The organism is Terrabacter koreensis, from assembly GCF_054783315.1.
This window is the reverse complement of sequence record NZ_BAAGQU010000012.1, coordinates 207,435-225,745: the sequence shown is the minus strand read 5'-3', so window position 1 is coordinate 225,745 and position 18,311 is coordinate 207,435. Positions and strand designations below refer to the sequence as shown.

Annotated in this window: 13 protein-coding genes and 2 tRNA genes; 2 read left to right on the top strand and 13 right to left on the bottom strand. The window is 67.8% G+C overall.

The genetic code is table 11. The features are described from left to right. Positions 1–258 precede the first annotated feature (258 nt). Together ACYVNR_RS19950 and ACYVNR_RS19945 are read left to right on the top strand one after the other, a co-directional pair. Positions 259–690: a hypothetical protein gene (locus tag ACYVNR_RS19950; protein ID WP_461050479.1), complete on the top strand. Its 432-nt coding sequence runs from the start codon at positions 259–261 to the stop codon at positions 688–690. A gap of 109 nt (positions 691–799) precedes the next feature. Continuing rightward, entirely contained in the window at positions 800–1,372 is a 573-nt protein-coding gene (locus tag ACYVNR_RS19945) for a DUF6529 family protein (protein ID WP_461050477.1), read from the top strand. A 16-nt stretch (positions 1,373–1,388) separates the two neighbouring features. Here ACYVNR_RS19945 and ACYVNR_RS19940 read toward each other — a convergent pair whose 3' ends face one another. The 13 genes from ACYVNR_RS19940 to gyrA form a co-directional block, all read right to left on the bottom strand. After that, entirely contained in the window at positions 1,389–2,603 is a 1,215-nt protein-coding gene (locus ACYVNR_RS19940; RefSeq protein WP_461050475.1) for a sensor histidine kinase, read from the bottom strand. Continuing rightward, the gene (locus ACYVNR_RS19935; RefSeq protein ID WP_461050473.1) at positions 2,596–3,423 is read right to left on the bottom strand and encodes a response regulator transcription factor; all 828 of its coding nucleotides are present in this window, start codon (positions 3,421–3,423) and stop codon (positions 2,596–2,598) included. Before ACYVNR_RS19935 ends, ACYVNR_RS19940 begins: the two co-directional genes overlap by 8 nt. A gap of 442 nt (positions 3,424–3,865) precedes the next feature. After that, positions 3,866–5,680 (bottom strand): Ig-like domain-containing protein, encoded by a 1,815-nt coding sequence (locus tag ACYVNR_RS19930; protein ID WP_461050471.1) that lies wholly within the window; start codon positions 5,678–5,680, stop codon positions 3,866–3,868. Positions 5,681–5,872: 192 nt separating this feature from the next. Beyond that, positions 5,873–6,520 carry a signal peptidase I gene (locus tag ACYVNR_RS19925; protein WP_461050469.1) on the bottom strand — a complete coding sequence of 216 codons (648 nt, stop codon included), beginning with the start codon at positions 6,518–6,520 and terminating at the stop codon, positions 5,873–5,875. Positions 6,521–6,627: 107 nt separating this feature from the next. Then, positions 6,628–7,188 carry a TasA family protein gene (locus tag ACYVNR_RS19920; protein WP_045188972.1) on the bottom strand — a complete coding sequence of 187 codons (561 nt, stop codon included), beginning with the start codon at positions 7,186–7,188 and terminating at the stop codon, positions 6,628–6,630. 1,340 nt (positions 7,189–8,528) lie between these two features. Continuing rightward, a complete protein-coding gene (locus tag ACYVNR_RS19915) occupies positions 8,529–10,565 on the bottom strand; it encodes a DUF262 domain-containing protein (RefSeq protein WP_461050467.1) in 2,037 nt (678 codons plus the stop codon). Positions 10,566–11,012: 447 nt separating this feature from the next. Next, the gene (istB, locus tag ACYVNR_RS19910) at positions 11,013–11,867 is read right to left on the bottom strand and encodes an IS21-like element helper ATPase IstB (protein WP_458803621.1); all 855 of its coding nucleotides are present in this window, start codon (positions 11,865–11,867) and stop codon (positions 11,013–11,015) included. Continuing rightward, the gene (gene istA / locus ACYVNR_RS19905) at positions 11,867–13,135 is read right to left on the bottom strand and encodes an IS21 family transposase (protein ID WP_461050465.1); all 1,269 of its coding nucleotides are present in this window, start codon (positions 13,133–13,135) and stop codon (positions 11,867–11,869) included. Before istA ends, istB begins: the two co-directional genes overlap by 1 nt. Before the next feature lie 1,163 nt (positions 13,136–14,298). Continuing rightward, a tRNA-Ala gene (locus tag ACYVNR_RS19900) sits at positions 14,299–14,374 on the bottom strand. Positions 14,375–14,388: 14 nt separating this feature from the next. Then, complete coding sequence (locus ACYVNR_RS19895; protein WP_045188998.1) at positions 14,389–14,571, bottom strand: DLW-39 family protein; 183 nt, start codon at positions 14,569–14,571, stop codon at positions 14,389–14,391. 27 nt (positions 14,572–14,598) lie between these two features. Next, positions 14,599–14,675 (bottom strand) — tRNA-Ile (locus tag ACYVNR_RS19890). Between the two features lie 133 nt (positions 14,676–14,808). Next, the gene (locus ACYVNR_RS19885; RefSeq protein WP_082080753.1) at positions 14,809–15,555 is read right to left on the bottom strand and encodes a DUF3566 domain-containing protein; all 747 of its coding nucleotides are present in this window, start codon (positions 15,553–15,555) and stop codon (positions 14,809–14,811) included. Further along, on the bottom strand, positions 15,552–18,242 hold the full coding sequence (gene gyrA, locus ACYVNR_RS19880; RefSeq protein WP_461050462.1) for a DNA gyrase subunit A: 2,691 nt from the start codon (positions 18,240–18,242) through the stop codon (positions 15,552–15,554). The genes ACYVNR_RS19885 and gyrA overlap by 4 nt, the downstream gene beginning before the upstream one ends. Between the last annotated feature and the right edge of the window lie 69 nt (positions 18,243–18,311).

Genomic DNA, 18,311 nt, shown 5'->3' with positions numbered 1-18,311 from the left:
GTAAACGGAACAAGGCCAGTTGCGAAAGACTTCTCGATGAAGTTTGCATCATCAGTCGCAACGATCGATGGTGCTGCATCGAGCATGGCACTCCTCGGAGCGATTCGCCAGAGGTAGCGCCCACGGATTCCCTGTGCGGGCGTCGCCTCCGTCCGGGTCCACGAGACGACCTGCTGAAGCGAGTGCTTCGACTGCGCGGTCACGGACGCCGACGGCCGCCACACGGTCGGTCCGCTGGCGGCCGGCACCTACCGCCCGGTGGTCTACGTGGGCTACGGCGCGGGCCCGTGGGCTCCCGAGTGGTCAGGCGGCTCCACCACCTACGAGGGCGCCACCGCAGTCACCCTGAAGCCGGGCAGGGCGGGCACGTTCTCGGCGGCGCTCGCGCCGGCCAGCAGCATCGCCGGTGAGCTCGTCGAGTCCGACGGGTCGCCGGCCGGTGAGGGCTGGATCGGCTTCGTCGAGAGCACGACCGGCCGCCACATGGGCGACTTCGACGTGTTCGGCGGCAACACGTTCAGTCCGGTCACGCTGCCCGCCGGCCAGTTCAGGATCCGCCTGGAGAACGTCTACACCGGCGAGAAGGCTTGGTACGACGGGTCGTCCACGGAGGAAGGCTCCACGGTCGTGACCTTGCAGGAGGGTGAGGCCCGGTCGCTCACCATCCACCTGCCGGCGTCGGCGGGCTAACCCGAAGCGGTCCCGTTCGTCGGATGCCCGGTCGCGTGAGTGCGCGGCCGGGCATCCTGCGTCGGACGCGCGCTCGACGCGCATGGGAGGTCGGGAGCATCCTGACGGCATGACAGAGGGCCTGACAGGGGGCGTGCAGCCGCGAAGCATGGTCGTCCCCTTGGCGGCGTTCGCCGCGGGAGCCGTGGTCTCCCTGCTCGTCGGCGTGTTCGGCAAGGTGCACGACCCGACGCTCGCCGGCACGACGACGCTGGGCTTCCGCACCGTGATCTCCATGAAGGTCGTGCTGTCGGTGGTGATCGCCGTGCTCACGGTGCTGCAGCTTCTCGGCGCCCTGTGGATGTACGGCAGGTTCGGCCGTCCGGCGCCGGCCTGGGTCGGTCCGGCCCACCGCGCGTCGGGAGCCGTCGCCCTCGTGCTGACCGTCTTCGTCGCCTACCACTGCGTGTGGGCGATCGGCCTCGAGTCGGGCACCCTCGCTGACGGGGAGCCCGTCCCCACCCGGACCGTCGTCCACGGCGTGATCGGCTGCGCTGTCGTCGGAGCCGTGGTGGTCAAGCTCGTGGCGGTTCGCTCGCGACGCGCGGCGGGGTGGTTCCTGCCCGTGGCGGGTGGGATCCTCTTCGCCACGCTCGTCCTCGCCGTGCTGACCTCGACGGTCTGGTACCTCGCCGCCGGGTGAGCGGGCGTTGCGGGCGTCACACCTCGGAGCGCGGGAGGAGCAGGCGGTAGCGGTGCGTGGGAGCGTCGGCGACCATGAGCCGCCCGCCGAACGACTCCGCCGTGAGGGCGGCGCCGGCGAGGTGCCGGGGAGCGCTCTCGGGGTGGACGAGGTCGGGTGCCGCGCGGGGCGGCCCTTCGTCCGACACGACGACCTCGACGTGGGTGCCACGGTCGGTGACCTCGGCGCGGACCGTCCCCGTGCCGGTGCCGACGCAGTCGTCGAGCAGGGCCGCGACGACCTCGGTGAGAGGGTCGGCCGGCACGTCGACGAGCACGGCTCCCGGCGCCGTCACCTCCACCCGGCGTCGCACCCTGCGTGACCCGAGCCGCTCGACGGCCTCGCTGAGGAGCGGGGTGGCGTCGACGGCCTTGGCGCCCGCGCCACGCTCGTCGCGAGCCGACCCGAGAACGTCGACGACCGCCACGGACAGGCGGTCGAGACCGCGGTGCAGCTCCTCGACCTCGGCGCGGGCGTCGTCGGGGAGCCCCGGGTGCAGGCCGAGACCTTCGACGCGCAGCTTCAACGCGGTGATCGGGCTGCGCAGCTCGTGCGAGGCGGTCACGGCGAACTGCTGCTCGCGGTCGTGCAGCCGGTCGATGCGCGCCAGGCCCTCACGAAGGGCGGCGCCGATGGACTCGGCTTCGGGCACGCCGTAGTGCGGCACGCCGACCCCCGTCCTGCCGCGTGCCAGCGCCCGGGCTGCGACCGCGAGCTCCTGGAACGGTCGCGAGAGGCGGCGGGCGAGCACCCAGCCGGCGGCGGCTGCGGCGAGCACCATTCCGAGGGCGAGCAGGACCAGGGGAAGCAGCACGTCGGAGATGCGGCGCCCGATGTCGTCGGCGGGGCGCACGACGCTGAGCCGCGACCCGTCGGGTCGGGTCGAGTCCAGCGCGAACTCACGGTCGGTCGCCGACACGGAGGGTCCACCTGTCACGGCTGCCCCCGCCGCGGGCTGGAACCGGATGTTGACGACACCGCTCGACAGGGCGGTCAGGAAGTCGGGCGTCACCGGTCGTCCCGCGGCCAGCCGCTCGTCGAGGGCGACCGTGGCCATGGTGAGGGATCGCTCGACCGTGGTGTGTGCGGTCCGCTCGACCTCTCCGGCGAGGGCGTAGGCGCGCACGACCGTCATGACGACGACCACGACGACGACCGTCCCGACGAGTGCGGCGACGAGCCGCTCACGCATCGGGCGGCTCGTCCTCTAACCGGAACCCGACGCCGCGGACCGTGGCGATGCGGGCGGGGCTCGTGGCCGTCTCGAGCTTCTGGCGCAGCCGGCCGACGGTGGCGTCGAGCGTCTTGGTGGAGCCGAACCAGTTCTCGTCCCAGACGTCGCTCATCAGCTGCTCGCGGGTGATGGCGGCACCGCGCTCGGCGTCGAGCAGCGCCAGCACGTCGAACTCCTTGGCCGTCAGGGCCAGCTCGGCCCCGCGGACGAAGGCGCGCCGCGAACGGGTGTCGACGCTGAGGCCCGTGGACGACGTGACCGACGAGGGCGTTGACGCGGCCAGTCCGGCTGCCGGGCTCGCCGGCGCCGCACCGGAGCCGTGCGTCCAGACGCCTGCCGGATCCCGCTCCGCGCGGCCGAGGGCGTGCTGGGGCGGGTTCGCAGCAGACGACTCGGGCTGCGTCGTGCCTGCCCACCCGCGGCGCAGGTTCGCCCGGATGCGCGCGAGCAGCTCGGACAGCGAGAACGGCTTGGGCAGGTAGTCGTCGGCTCCCACGTCGAGCCCGACGACCCGGTCGAGCTCGCCACCGCGGGCGGTCAGGATGATCACGACGCCCTGGTAGCCATGGGCGCGGATGCGGCGGCAGACCTCGAGCCCGTCGATGTCGGGGAGGCCGAGATCGAGCAGGACGACCTGGGTGGGCCGGGAGGTGATGTGGTCGATCGCAGCGGTGCCGTTGGAGACACGAGTGACCTCGTGGTCGTCTCGGGCCAGCGCCATGACCAGCGCACCAGCGATGTCGTCGTCGTCCTCCACGAGCAGAACCTGGTTCGCCATGTGCCCAAATTATCCGGATTCGCCCTTGTCGAGGCGTGATTCGTCCATCGACGTCGACGCGCCGCATCGCCGGCCAGTCCGGAGAGGACGGCGACGCCGAGGGCGAGCGCCGCCCAGGCCGTGCCGCCCGCCGGCACGGGGTCTCCTCCCGGCTCGCCGACGGTCAGGAGCAGGCCGACACCGGCCAGGGTCATGACGGAGACCACGACCGCCACCATCCGCGACACCACGCAGTTGCGCAGGCCGATGCCGACGCCCGCCGCCGCGGCAGCGAGCGCCCCCGCGACCAGGAGCACCCGCACGTATGCCGCGGCGTCGGGTCGGGCGGCGAGGGCTGCCGTCTGGAGGACGGCGAGGCCCCACGCACCCAGGGCAGCCACGCGCGACCAGGGCGAACGGCATACGGCCGGGGTGGACGGCAGGACGACGGGCTCGAGCGGCATCAGAAGTCCTTGTCGAGCGTGCCGGTCTCGGTGACGGGCGCGCCCGAGGAGGCGGTTCCGAACAGGTCGGTCGCGTTCGTCGACGGGGTCCAGACCATGTTCTGCGCCGTGGAGACCGTGCGCACCGCGCCGCCGCTCGAGAGCGAGCCGAGCTTCAGGGTGATGACCGTGCGGTTGGCCGACCCGACGACCACCGTGTTCGCCGTCATCGTGGCGTTGTAGACGGTCGTCTTGCTCGACTTGACGAAGTCCTCCCTGAGGTTCACCGAGCCGAGGTTGACGACCGAGCCACCGACGAGCACGTCGAGGGTGTCGTCCTTGCTGGTGAGGCCGAGGAGGGCACCGTCGCGGATGCGGACCTGGACGGCCAGGGCCGAGCCGGTGAAGGTCGGGGTGACCGACGACGGCTTGACGGTGTCGGTGTAGGTGACCGTCAGCGAGTCGTTGGCCTCGATCCTGCCGAGCGTCGCACCGCCGTTCGCCGCCTGGGCGTCGACGCCGCGCAGGGCCGTGTTGTCGACGCGGCGCGAGCTGACGACCGCGGAGGTGGTGACGGCGCCGCCGGTCTCGGTGAGCACGGCCCGGAAGTCGTAGAGGCCGTCCGGGGTGCTCGTCGAGGCCCACGAGCAGGAGAACGGCGACGAGCCGGTGAGGGTGCACACCGTCGTCCAGGAGCCGGCGCCGTTGGGGGAGCGCTGGATCGCGACCGACGCCACGCCGGTGCGGGCCGTGGCCGTCGCGGTGAGGGTGACGGTGCCGGTGAGGTAGGCCCCAGGGTCCTCCATGGCGACGGACGAGACCGTGTTGTCGACGGTGCGGCCAGTGACCGAGGCCGACGTCGCCGAGTTGCCGGCGTTGTCGGTGGAGACCGCGCGGAAGTCGTACTTGCCGTTGCCGAGCTTGGTCGTGTCGAAGCGGCAGGTGAAGGGCGAGGAGCCGATCGTGCAGGCCGTCGTCCACGTGGTGGTGCCGTTCGGCGCGTACTGGATGACGACCTGGCCCACGCCCGAGTCGGCGTCGGTCGTCGTGGCGCCCAGGGTGACGGTGCCGCTCAGGGTCGCGCCGGGGTCGGTCATCGTCACGGCCGGCGCCGTGTTGTCGACCATGACGTCGGTGACCGCGGCCGAGGTGACCTTGGTGCTGCCGGCGGTCGCGACGGCCCGGAGGTCGTAGGAGCCGCTCGTCAGGCCCGTCGTGTTCCAGGTGCAGGTGAAGGTCTGTCCGACCGCGACGGGGGAGCACAGCGGAAGGGTCTTCCACGTGGTGCCGCCGCTGACGGCGTACTCGAAGGTCGTCGTGTAGACGAGCGACCCGCCGCCGTAGATCGTGGCCGAGAGCGAGACGCTGCCGCGGACGTAGCTGCCCGGGTCGCTGAGGACGACCGTGGCGTTGTTGGCGACCATCGTCGACACGGGGTCGGAGACGGTGACGTTGCCCGCCTTGTCGGTGGCCGTCGCGCGCAGGGCGTAGGAGCCGTCGGTGCGGGTCGTCGTGTCCCAGCTGCACGACCAGGGGCTCACCGTCGACGTGCAGATCGTCGTCCACGTGCCGCTGGACGTGTAGTACTCGTAGAGCACCGATGCCAGGCCGCTGTGCGCGTCGGAGGCGGTGGACGTGAGCGTGACGGTCCCGCTGACCGCCGTGCCGGGGCTGTTCATCGTGATGGTGGGCGGGGTCCAGTCGGTGGCGGCGGTGAAGACGGCCGGCTGGTTCGTCGACTGCGACGTGAAGGACGCCGAGGAGAACGACGAGGTCATGCCGAGGACGGTCGCCAACGCGGCGACCGCCAGCAGCAGAACTCGAGCTCTCGGCATGCTCCAAACGCTACGGAGGAGGGCGCCACGGGCGCCTCGCCGGAGCACACGCCCGGGACGCGGGACTTCCACAGTTTGGAACTCCGTTCGTCGGTTCTGGGACGGAGAATGCCAGCAGGCCCGCCCCTGAGGGACGGGCCTGCTGGTGGTGCGGCCCACCGGCGCAGGGAAGCCAGTGGGACGTTGACCGGCCTAGACGACGGCCGGAAGACGAGGGGCCGAGGGCGCGACGGCGGCATCCGGCGCGGGATTCTCGGCGACAGCCGGGACGGTCTCGTCCCGCCCGACCTGGTCGCCGGCGCGCTTCTCGCGCCGGGCGTTGCGGAACGCCTCGAGGATGCTGGCCAGGGCGATGAGCCCTGCCGGGACCCCGACGACCAGCTTCCGGTGGCTCGGGTCGGCGAGGTAGAGCAGTGCCCAGCCGACGTGAGGGACGTCGAACTCGACGACGACCTGCTCGGCGCGGTCGAGCGTGAACGCCCACGGGTCGATGCTCGGGTTGGCGTCACCCTTGGTGCGGTAGACGATTCCCTTCGTGCCCGCCTCCGCCGAGACGATGCGGTGCGTCACGAGGTTGGTGACGCCGCTGCTCGCCGGCGGGATGTACGTGATGACGTCGCCCACCCGCAGCTGCGAGGTCGGGACGACCTTCTCGAAGACGACCGACCCCTTGTCGTAGGTCCCCTGCATGGACCCGCCGGTGATGACGTAGCGCTGGAAGCCCAGCAGCGACGGCAGCACGTAGGCCACCGCGAGCAGCATGAGGCCGAGGACGGCCAGGTTGCCGAGGGTGCCGGCGATGCGGGCGCTGCGCCGGCGGGGGCTGGTCTTCGCGGCCATGGCTGGGTCCTCTCGGATGGGCTCTGGGTGGTGGGTCTCTTGGTCAGGCAGGTCCTGCGGATGGGCCCGATGCCGACGCCCTCCCGCGTCGGCACCGGGGTCACGGATCAGGGGGCCGGGGTGACGGCGCTCGTGTCGAAGTTCGTGACGGTGGGCGAGGTCTGGGTGCCGTTCCAGGCGAAGGCCGTCGACGCCGTCTTGCCCTGCTCGGTGTTCGTCGCGCTCGACAGGAGCGTGACGGTGACGCGGTAGGTGCGCGCCTCGCCGGCGGCCCAGCTGCCGAGCGCCTTCGTGCCCGCGCCGCCGAAGTTGCCGCTGTAGACGGTGACGGGGGAGGTCGAGTTCGTGACGTCCTCGATCTTCTCGGTGAGGGTGCCGGCCGTGAAGCCGGACGTCGCGGACTCGGTGACGGAGAAGATGGAGCCGAGCGAACCGGTGTTCGTGATGGTGACCTGGCCGTAGACGGAGTCGCCGGGCTTCATGTTGCTGAGGTTGAGGATCGACGCGTTCGCCTTGCTGTTGGACTGCGTCAGCGTGCCGGCGGTGACGGTGCTGGCCGTGTTGCCGGACGTCGAGGAGAAGTCGGCACCGGAACCGACGGCGAGGGCGCCGGCGATGGCCGCGGTGGCGAGGGGGACGAGGACCTTCTTGCTGGTGAGAACGCTCATGGTGTGTGCTCCTGTGATCGGGCCGGGCACGGCCCGGAAGTTCTGGTTTGGGATCGCTCGATCCCTCTGACCAGAAACCTACGGAGCCAGACACCACGCCTTTCCCCCACGAAGTCCACACGACTTCCACGATTCGTAACCGTTCCCGCCCAGTCGACTACCTGTTCGCCCCTAGGGGTCTAGCTCCCATGCCGGGGGCTAACACGGGGGGTCGTTCCGAGCTTTCAATGGCAGGCCATTATCCTGAGCATCTCGCATCCCATAGAGCGCCAATGCACAAGAGTCCCGTACCGCAACCACTCCCAACAACGGTGTCGTCGGACGACAGCGGGGTCCGGAATCTAGCGGCTGGGTCACGAGGGAAAGGGCTCGAAGCCTGATGGCCAGTGGAACCCGTTTCTGGCCTCTCCACTCTGCCCATGCCTTCATCTCGGGGTGGGTGGCAAACAGCCAGGTTCAGAGAGGCGTAGACAGCACGGAAATCTCAACTGCCCAGACGCCGCCCTGTCGCGTACTTAAACACCGTTGGCACCCTTACGTGGCCAGCGCTCTATCCAGACTTCTGACCCAAGTCAAAGAGTGATGCCCGCATATCCTCCTTCAATCTGATCAACTCATACAGAAGCTCAAACACCGGCCTGGTCAAGATCTCCTCGACCGCCTGGCGCTTCACCCCTCCCGGACTTAGGCTCTCGGCCACCAGCCCGAGCGTCATGTCTCGCCCCCTTCCCCGATGGAGACCCACACGAAAGACTCGTCCGCAATAGGCGCGTGACGCCATGCCGACTGGCGACGTTTCGTCTGCCAGTCCCCAAGCTGACATCACGGTTCGCCACCCGTCGGGATCATTCGCCGGATCTGGGACTGTCGGCATTTCGTCGATACCGCCTTTTGCCTGATCCGCGGAAGACATGGCAATTCGAAGAACTCCTTGCGTAGGAGCAAGCTCCACATACTCCCCTGAGATTTCATAAGCGCGTTGGTTGGCTGCTCTGGCTTCAAGTTTCCACCTTCCCCCGTCGCTTTGGGACGAGAAATCCAAGCGGTATAACGTCAAGCGCCAGCCAGCACCGCCCTCGCCCAGGCCGAGGCTCTGGGCCGTCTCGCGAAGTACGTGGTCCAAGTCCACGGCTTCTACTAGTCTGTCGACGCTACTTTGCATAGCACGCTTTTCGCGATTCCCGAGAACTAGGCTGCCGATGTATAACAGTAGAGCGAGCCCACCCGAGATGGCAGTCAAGTACCAAACACGTGCGAACAAGCCCAGAAAAGCGGCCAAGAAAGTTAGAAGCTGGGCAGCCGTCGCAAGTGTCTGCGCCCGAACCCGCAGCAGCACCGCGCTAACTCCTTTCAGCGACATCGGCGCCGACTCTCTCCAGTGAGGCGACGGCGTCATTTATCGAGATTCGCGCGGCCTGCTTGGTATCAAAGCCGTCTAGGTCGCTGAGTCCGGGGATTCCGTCCACTTCCGAATGGAGATCGATGGCGCTGAGCAGGTGGTAGCCAGCTTGCTGAATCTTCTCCACAACTGAGTCTCGCGGCTCCCCGACGAGCTGGGCCAGGTCCTCTAGTGCAATCCACGAGTCGGGTGGGATTGCGTCGAGAACGTTACCTACCGTAAATCCCTCCGGCAAAAGCGTTGTGAAGAATGCGGCCTTCTCCGGGCTTTCGATGGAAGGGCGCGCCCACACGCGTACCGCGAGGCCGAGCAGCTCAGCAGATCTCGCGTCGATCATTTCTGGTGTCCAGCTGTCACCAATTCCAGCAGAGCGGTTGATAGGCAGGTTTGAGTTCCTGAGGAGTTTTGACTTCTCAGCCGGGGGGCGCTGCCCAAGCAACGAGTTCTGACCCGTTAGGGTGAGATTTCCCAACACGTGAAGCTTTGCTTCTGCCACCTCTACGGGGATTCCATGAACCTGCAGCATCGACTTCCACGCATCAGTTAGCGTTTGAGGCATGATGTGTTCCACCGTCAGGTCTTGGCGACTCACCGATTCAGAAGGCATCAGTTTGTCATTCATTTCGGCCAACAAGAACCGCACCTGCCCAGCTTGAAGAGTGTGGTAGAGCGGTGAGGTCAGGCCGCGGTCAAGAACCTCTTTATCGGTTGGCCAGTATTTGTTTCCGCGTAAGAGCTCGTGCGCCAACTGCTCGGCGACAGGGCCGCGCTTCAGCACCGCTGGAATGCCAGACAGAATGCGATTAAGGTTGTTAGTCGGAATGCCGCAGAGCCCTCGGCGCACCAGGAACGACAGTAGGTACCTAAGGGTCTTGGTTGCGTCCCCATCGGTCGTCTCACCCTGTGCGAGACGACTGAGAGTCTCTAGCGTGAGAGGAAGGTGGGTCGACGAGCCCCACGAGTGCAGGTCGCTGATCGCTTCTCGGAGGTCATCACTCCAAGACTCAAGACTGCGCTTCGCAGGATTTAGAAGCGCTAGAAACAAGGGCGCCTCCCGCTTAAGCCTTTCCAGCTCCTTCTTGGCCACCGTCGACGCCTTGTCATGCGAACCACGTTGAAGATCCCGCAAATTCTTCTGAAAGGGGGCATATAGGTCTCTTTGCGTCGTCTTCGGGTTATGCCTCACCAGCTGTGCCCACATATATTGTGAAAGAACGCTTTCGGACTCCATGGAGTCTTCTAGCGGCTTCCAAGTGTTCAGATAGACATCGGAAGCCTCCGAGTTGTCGAACTGCATGAAACTATGATTGCGGATCAGATCAATTGCCGATAGGCGCATCCCCGAATGATTGATGGTATTGAAGATCTGGTTGATATTGTCGTCGTCGGAGGTGTTTATCTCTACGACGATCAGTCTCAGCAGGACAGCATTTTCAAATTTCTTGAAATCGAAGCCCGGGGCTGATGCGGCGCTCTTTATTTGCCGTCGAAACCACTTGAAAGCGTCGCCGATTTGCCCCTCGGGCTTCTTGTTGTAAACAGTCGAGACGAAATCGGCGCGATCGTTATCGCCTGGAACAAGTCGGTGCGGCTGATCGGGATTGAACGGGTTGCTCAGATACTGGTTCGTGTAGGTGTCCGGGTTCCAGTCCTCTTCCAGTTCATGCCGAACATCGCGCAGCGCCGCCAGAAGTGCGAGCAGCGTCGTCAGGCGCTGCTGGCCGTCAATAACCCAGTATCGTGCCACCGTGGAAGCTGGGCCAGGCGCAGGATGAAGAACGATGCTTCCAATGAAATGGCCCTCGTTAGGTATCGGGTTGCCAGCCTGCACGTCTGGCGCCTCGTACTGATCAAGGATGTCCTCGTAGAGCTCCAGCCACTGCGCCTGCTTCCACTTGTAGTGGCGCTGGAACTGAGGTACGACAAAAACTTTAGTTCCGATGAGGAGTCGAGCCAGGTCTGTTTGCTTCGTCTGCACCAGAAGAGCTTATGACTGGCGGTCCTAGTATGTGGGGATGTCAGCCCAGTGTGCTCCTATGGCTGTCATGTAACTAGCCCATGAGCGCGCTGCACTGGTCCGACCCTGAAGTGGCGCGTGCTGCGGAGGCTCACGGGCTCACCGCCCGGCGATGCTGTCTGTAGATCGAAGTTCACAGGTACAAATGGGGTTCGTGCCTCCGACCTACCGATAGGGAGATGGCGCACGCGGCCGTAAACGAGTCTCTTGGGCACCGCGGCCCCGTCTTGGCATTGCCGTCCCGATGGGCGTATGGTCGCTCGCCGTTCTAGCCTTACTGGCTTAAAGTGCACCGACAGGTGCGCTGGCTAGGGGTCTTCCGGGGAATGGGCCTAACGGCAGGTTGAGCGTGTCAACGGCACTCGAAAACTGACCCCCTGACGGCAGGTGAAAACTGACCCCCGCATATCAGTTCTCTTCCTGGTTGGTGGCGGCGGGGACGCGGCCGAGGTCGCGGTCCTTGAGCCGGTACGAGTCGCCTTTGAGGGCGATGACCTCGGCGTGGTGGACGAGCCGGTCGATCATCGCGGCGGCCACGACGTCGTCGCCGAAGACCTCACCCCACCGCCCGAAGGGCTTGTTGGAGGTGACGATCAGGGAGGCGCGTTCGTAGCGGGAGGACACGAGCTGGAAGAACAGGTTGGCGGCTTCGGGTTCGAACGGGATGTAGCCGACCTCGTCGATGACCAGCAGCGGGTACCGGCCCAGTCGTCGCAGCTCATCCTGCAGGCGGCCGTCGTGGTGGGCGCCCGCGAGCCGGTCGACCCATTCGGACGCGGTCGCGAACAGGACCCGGTGCCCGGCTTGGCAGGCGCGGATCGCGATGCCGGTGGCGAGGTGGGTCTTGCCGGTGCCGGGCGGCCCTAGGAAGACGATGTTCTCTCTGGCGGTGACGAAGTCGAGGGTGCCGAGGTGCGCGATCAGGTCGCGTCGCAGGCCGCGGGCGTGGTCGAAGTCGAACTCCTCCAGTGACTTTCGGGCGGGGAACCGGGCGGCGCGGATCCGTCCCTCGCCGCCGTGGGACTCGCGGGCCGACACCTCGCGTTGAAGGCACGCGGCGAGGAACTCCTCATGAGTCCAGGACTCGGCGCGGGCCCGTTCGACCAGCCGCGGGACGGCCTCGCGCAGGGTCGGTGCCTTCAGCGCCCGGGTCAGGAACGCCAGCTCGCTGCTCACGTCACGCCCGGGCCGTCCCGGACCAGCGGCCGGCTCGGTCGTGCCCGCCGTGGTCGTGCCCGAGGTCCTGACCGGACGGCTGGTCATCACGCCACCCCGCTTCCGGCAGCGTCCAGCCCGGTGCCGTCGGTGCCGTCGGTGCCGAGGGCGGTGTCGTAGCTGGCCAGGTCCCGGACCTGCACCTCGGCGTGCTGGGGTGGCCGGGCCGCGGCGATGTGCGCGCGTCGCATCGCGGCGGCCGCGGTCGCGTGAGCGGGATCGGTGAAGGACTGGTGTTTCGCCCAGGAGCGGGGATGGTCCGCCACGACATTCCCGTCACAGGTCACGACCACCCGTTCCAGGCCGGCGGCCACCTCCACGCGGCGCCCGACCGCGCCCGGGTGGACCGAGTAGTCGTTGCTGTCCAGGCGGACGTAGTGGTCCCGCGGCAGCCGGGTGCTGGCGTGCCAGCCGGTAACTGGAGCCACCGGCGGCAGCGGCATCATCGCCGCCTTGTCGGGCTCGACCCGGTCCGCAGGCCGGCACCCCAGCACCCGCATGTGCCGGCTGTTCGTGCGTGCCACCCACGCGCTCAGCTGGGTGTTGAAGTCGGCCGGGGAAGCGAACGTGCGCCCGGACAGGAACGAACGCTCGAGGTGGTCGTGGAACCGCTCGACCATGCCCTTGGCCTCCGGGTCGGCCGGCTTACAGATCACGACCTTCGCGCCGAGCACCCCGCGGAAGGCCTGACAGGCCCCGGTCAGCTCCGGCTGCCGGGCCCGCCACCGCCCGACCGCGCCTTCCCCGTCCCACACCAACGCCCGTGGGACCGCGCCGAGGACGTTCAGGAGCTGCCACCACCCGGCGTACAGGTCCTGCTCGCCGCGGGTCGGGACCAGGACCGCGCAGCGCCAGCGGGAGTACCCCGACACCATCGTCAACACCGGCAGGCCAGTCGCGGTGCGGTGCTGCCCGGCCCCGACCGGGAGCCGGATGTCGGGGAACCAGAAGTCGAACTGGGCCAGCTCACCCGGCTCGTAGCTGGTGCGGGAGGCGGGGTCCGGCGGCAGGTACGCCGGCCGCAGCTCGGTGACCCGGTCGCGCAGCACCCGGATCGAGTGCTCCCAGCCGATCCGTTCGGCGATCACCGTCGCAGGCATGCTCGGCCAGCCCTGCAGGTACTCGCGGATCAACGGCTCCACCGCGTCGACCACCGACCCGGACGGCGCCCGGGAGTAGGACGGCGGCCCGGACGCGGACAACGCCTTCTTCACCGTGTTCTTCGAGCAGCCCATGGTCCGCGCGATCACCTTGATCGGCATCCCCTCGGCCTTGTGCAGTCGACGGATCTCAGCCCAGTCCTCCACAGACAACACCCGCTTCCTCCCGCCCTCGCAGTTGAGGACAGGATCCGGCAGGGGGTCAGTTTTCACCTGCCGTCAGGGGGTCAGTTTTCAGGTGCCGTCGACAGAGCGCGCACTCGCTCGCGATGAGTCGGCATAAGGGCACTTGGGTCTTCGCCCTGAACAAGCCTTATGATCGCCGCGCCACTCAGCTGGGAGGCAGGCCTAGCGACTTGGGAGGAGCCCCCAAAGGCAACGTTGGGCAGGATCGCAGCTGACCCTCTGGAAGGCACGTTGCAAACGTGCCGGGCTGCCGTGGATCGAGGAGACCTCGACGAACCGCGGTCGAGCGGCTGCTTCATGGTGCTCAGCCGGAAGTGATTCGGCTGCTGACCTTGTCTGGATTGCGCCCGCGGGCGTGCCGGTGGTGGGGTTCGGCGGTGGTTAGCCTCGCACGAGCGGTGGGCTGCCGGTCCGGTTGAGCGGTTCTCGTGGCGTCGTTGCGCTCGCCGGCACTGGGCGATCCTGACCCGGTAGTGCGGCCTGTCGGGCAGCGTGGCCAACCGCTCCAGATTGTCCACCTCCGCCCTGCGCGCGATCTCTCCTCGCCGGTGTAGGTCCATCGGCGACTCTGCTCGGTCACCGCTTGTGGCGTCTTCCTTCGGCCGCGCTCGCCTTGGCTGCTGCCGCGCCGGCGCGCTCTTTCCGATGCCGGGCCCTCTCGCCTTCGACCGTCGAGTACGTCCTCGTTTTGGGCGACCATCTCGGGCCTGTTTGTGCAGCTTTGGCGCCCTTCGATGTCCTCGTGTACGCGGCCCCTGTCGACGTCCGGACGGCACCCTGGCTGCTGCCTCTGACCGGGCGCACACGCTCGTCGGCCGCTCCGGCTCTGCAAAGGGCTCCAATCTTTACGAACTGCGGCACTCGCTCGGGTCGATCCTCTCGAGCGCGGGTGGGCCACCGAGGAGATCTCGCGCCTGCGGGCCACTCGTGCACAGCGGCCAAGCGAGCTGGTCTATTGGCACAAGCTGCGCCCGGGGCTCGAGTCCGGGGCCAGCGTGATGGACACCGTCTTCCCGGCCCTCAACGACAGAAGCGAGGTCGGCGATGACAACCGCAGGTAGTCATCCGGTTTGTCAGGATCGGTCCCATTCTTTGCCGACTGCGCGTCGGCCAGCATCTAGTGGGGTGGGAGGTGGTGGAGCCAAGGGGACTCGAACCCCTAACCCCCTGCTTGCAAAGCAGGTGCGCTACCAATTGCGCCATGGCCCCTGGATGGGAGGAGGTCAGCTCGCGCTGGTGGCCTGGCCGTTCGCCGAGGGCGAGGCGGGGGCCGGGACGACCGGTGCCTGCACGTCGTCGGTGGCCTGCGTCCACAGGTCCTGCTCGGCCTGCTGCTGCTTGGCCTTCTTGCGCAGGAGCACGAGGCCGGCGACCGCGCCACCGATGAGGGCGAGACGCTTGAGCATTCGAGATCCTCTCCGAAGTGGCGGTGATGGTGGGCCTAGGAGGACTTGAACCTCCGACCTCTTCCTTATCAGGGAAGCGCTCTAACCGTCTGAGCTATAGGCCCATCGTCACCTTCGCGCGCCAGATCGACCCCGTCAGAGGTGACGACCGGACGCGAGGGGAAACGTTACCCGATGGCCCCGCGAACCTACAAAACGGCTGCGATCCGCGGGCACATCAAGCCGCGTCGGGCGACGTCAGTCGTCCGTCAGGGTGAGCTGCACGCCGCCGACGAGGGCCGAGCAGATGTTGTAGAGGAACGCCATGACGGTCGCGATGGCGGTCATCAGGATGACGTCGATGACGCCGATGACGATCGACAGCGACACGACCCGGCCGAAGCCGACGTAGTCCTTGATCGAGAACGGGTCCGAGGTCGTCGTCTGCAGCGACTGCAGCACGCCCTCGATGTCGGTGAAGACGTTCATCGTCGACAGGATCATCCACAGCACGGCCGTGAGGATGACGCCGGCGATGCCGAGCGCCACCGAGAGCAGGAAGCTCATCTTCATGACCGACCAGGGGTCGACGCGCGCCACAGCGAGGCGGACCCGACGGGGACCCTTGTGCTTGCGGGGCACCGTGCCTGCGGCGCCGGCGGGACGGCCCGGTGCAGCACCGACCTTCTGGGTCGGGGCCGTACGCGTGGTCACGGCTCCGCGCGAGAGCGACGTGGTCGTGTCGCCGACGGACGCACCCGACGTGCTTCCGGTCGAGCCCGACGAGCCTGATCCGGAGGCGTATGCCGCCCCGCCCGACCCGTAGTAGCCGTTCGTCGAGCCGCCCGACGCGCCGGAGTCGGACCCGGATCCGCTGCCCGAGCCCGTGCTCGGACTGGCCGAGCTGCCGCTCGAGGTGGCGCTCTTGCCGCTGCCTGAGCCGCGCGACGAGCCGGCGCCGAAGCCGGCCTTGCCGAACGACCCCTCGGAACTGGTCGTGCTCATGCGTCACCTCCGTTGTCGTCCTCGGACGAACCGCCCTCGTCAGTCGAGGTTTCGTCCGACGGTACGCCATCATCGGCGGGAACCGTAGCGGGCGCTCCCGTGCCGGACGGCTGGTCGACGGGCTCCCCGGCCTCGATCTCCTCGACGGCGGTGGCCGACTCGGCGTTGCGAGCGACGGCCACGATCGAGTCGCCCTTGTCGGGCGTCGCGAACTTCACGCCCTGCGACGAACGGCCGGTGTGGCGTACCTCGTCGACACGCGAGCGGACGATCTTGCCCTTCTCCATGACGACCATGACCTCGTCGGTCTCGACGACGGTGAGGGCGCCGACGAGGTCGCCGCCCTTCTCCGACAGCTTCGCGACCTTGATGCCGAGGCCGCCGCGGCCCTGGAGGCGGTACTCCGACACGGGCGTGCGCTTGGCGAGGCCGTTCTCGAAGACGACGAAGACGTCGGGGCTCTCGCCCTCCTCGACGACGGACATGGCGAGCAGGTCGTCGCCGTCGCGGAACTTCATGCCGGTGACGCCGGAGGTCGACCGGCCCATCGGGCGCAGCGCCTCGTCGGTGGCCGTGAAGCGCACCGACTGGCCCTTGCGCGAGACGAGCAGCAGGTCGTCGCGGTTCGAGGCGAGGCCCGCGCCGACGAGCTCGTCACCCTCGCGGAGGTTGACGGCGATGAGGCCGCCCGAGCGGTTCGAGTCGTAATCGGCGAGCCGGGTCTTCTTGACGAGGCCGGCCTTCGTCGCGAGCACGAGGTAGTCGCCCGCCTCGTAGTCCCGGATCGCGAGCACCTGGGCGATCTGCTCGCCGGGCTGGAACGCGAGCAGGTTGGCCACGTGCTGGCCCTTGCTGTCGCGCGAGCCCTCGGGCAGCTCGTACGCCTTGGCCCGGTAGACGCGGCCGAGGTTGGTGAAGAAGAGCAGCCAGTGGTGCGTCGTCGTGGTGAAGAAGTGCTCGACGACGTCCTCGCCGCGCAGCGTCGCGCCGCGCACGCCCTTGCCGCCGCGCTTCTGCGAGCGGTACTGGTCGACCCGGGTGCGCTTGGCGTAGCCGCCGCGGGTGATCGTGACGACGACGTCCTCCTCGGGGATCAGGTCCTCCATCGACATGTCGCCGTCGAACGGGATGATCTCGGTGCGTCGCTCGTCGCCGTACTTGTCGACGATCGCCTGCAGCTCCTCCGAGACGATCTCGCGCTGGCGCAACGGCGAGGCGAGGATCGCGGTGTACTCGTCGATGAGGGCCTGCAGCGCGTCGTGGTCCTGCTGCAGCTTCTCGCGCTCGAGGGCGGCGAGGCGGCGCAGCTGCATGTTGAGGATCGCGTTGGCCTGCGTCTCGTCGATGGCGAGCAGCTCGATGAGACCCTCGCGAGCGATCTCGACGGTGCGCGACCCGCGGATGAGGGCGATGACCTCGTCGAGCATGTCGAGCGCCTTGAGCAGGCCGCGCAGGATGTGGATCTCCTGCTCGGCCTTGTTGAGGCGGAACTGCGTGCGCCGGACGATGACCTCGATCTGGTGGTCGACCCAGTGCCGGATGAAGCCGTCGAGCGGCAGCGTGCGCGGCACGTCGTCGACGAGGGCGAGCATGTTCGCGCCGAACGTCGTCTGCAGCTGCGTGTGCTTGTAGAGGTTGTTGAGCACGACCTTGGCCACGGCATCGCGCTTGAGCACGATGACGATGCGCAGACCCGTGCGACCTGACGTCTCGTCACGGATGTCGGAGATGCCGGCGATCTTGCCGTCCTTGACGAGGTCGGCGATCTTGAGCGCCAGCATGTCGGGGTTGACCTGGTAGGGCAGCTCCGTCACGACCAGGCACTGGCGGTTCTGGATCTCCTCGACGTTGACGACCGCCCGCATGATGATCGAGCCACGGCCGGTGCGGTAGGCGTCCTCGATGCCGCGGTGGCCCATGATGAGCGCGCCGGTGGGGAAGTCGGGCCCCTTGATGATGCCGAGGAGCGCCTCGAGCAGCTCCTCGCGGGAGATCTCAGGGTTCGACAGGTAGTACTGCGCACCCGCCGCGACCTCGCGCAGGTTGTGCGACGGGATCTGCGTCGCCATACCGACGGCGATGCCGGCCGAGCCGTTGACGAGCAGGTTCGGGAAGCGGCTCGGCAGCACGGCCGGCTGCATCGTCTTGCCGTCGTAGTTCGGGACGAAGTCGACGGTGTCCTGCTCGATGTCCCGCACCATCTCCATGGCGATCGGAGCCATCCGGCACTCGGTGTAGCGCGGGGCGGCCGCGCCGTCGTTGCCGCGCGAGCCGAAGTTGCCCTGACCCTGCACGAGCGGGTAGCGCAGCGACCAGTCCTGCACGAGGCGCACGAGCGCGTCGTAGATCGCGCTGTCACCGTGCGGGTGGTAGTGACCCATGACGTCGCCGACGACGCGCGCGCACTTGTTGAAGCCGCGGTCGGGGCGGTAGCCACCGTCGTACATCGCGTAGACGATGCGGCGGTGCACGGGCTTGAGGCCGTCGCGCACGTCGGGCAGCGCACGGGACACGATGACCGACATCGCGTACTCGATGTAGCTGCGCTGCATCTCGGTGTTGAGGTCGATCGGCTCGACCCGGTCGTGCTCGCCGGGCTCACGCGCGATGACCGCGCGTGCGTCGACGTTCTCCTCGGAAGGCTCGGTGACGTCGTCCCCGTTGGTGGGAGGCAGGTCGTCGCTCACGTCAGATCCCTTTGTCTCTCAGTCAGATTCGTGCAGTAGAGGACGTATGCCGGGTGGCGACGTTTCACG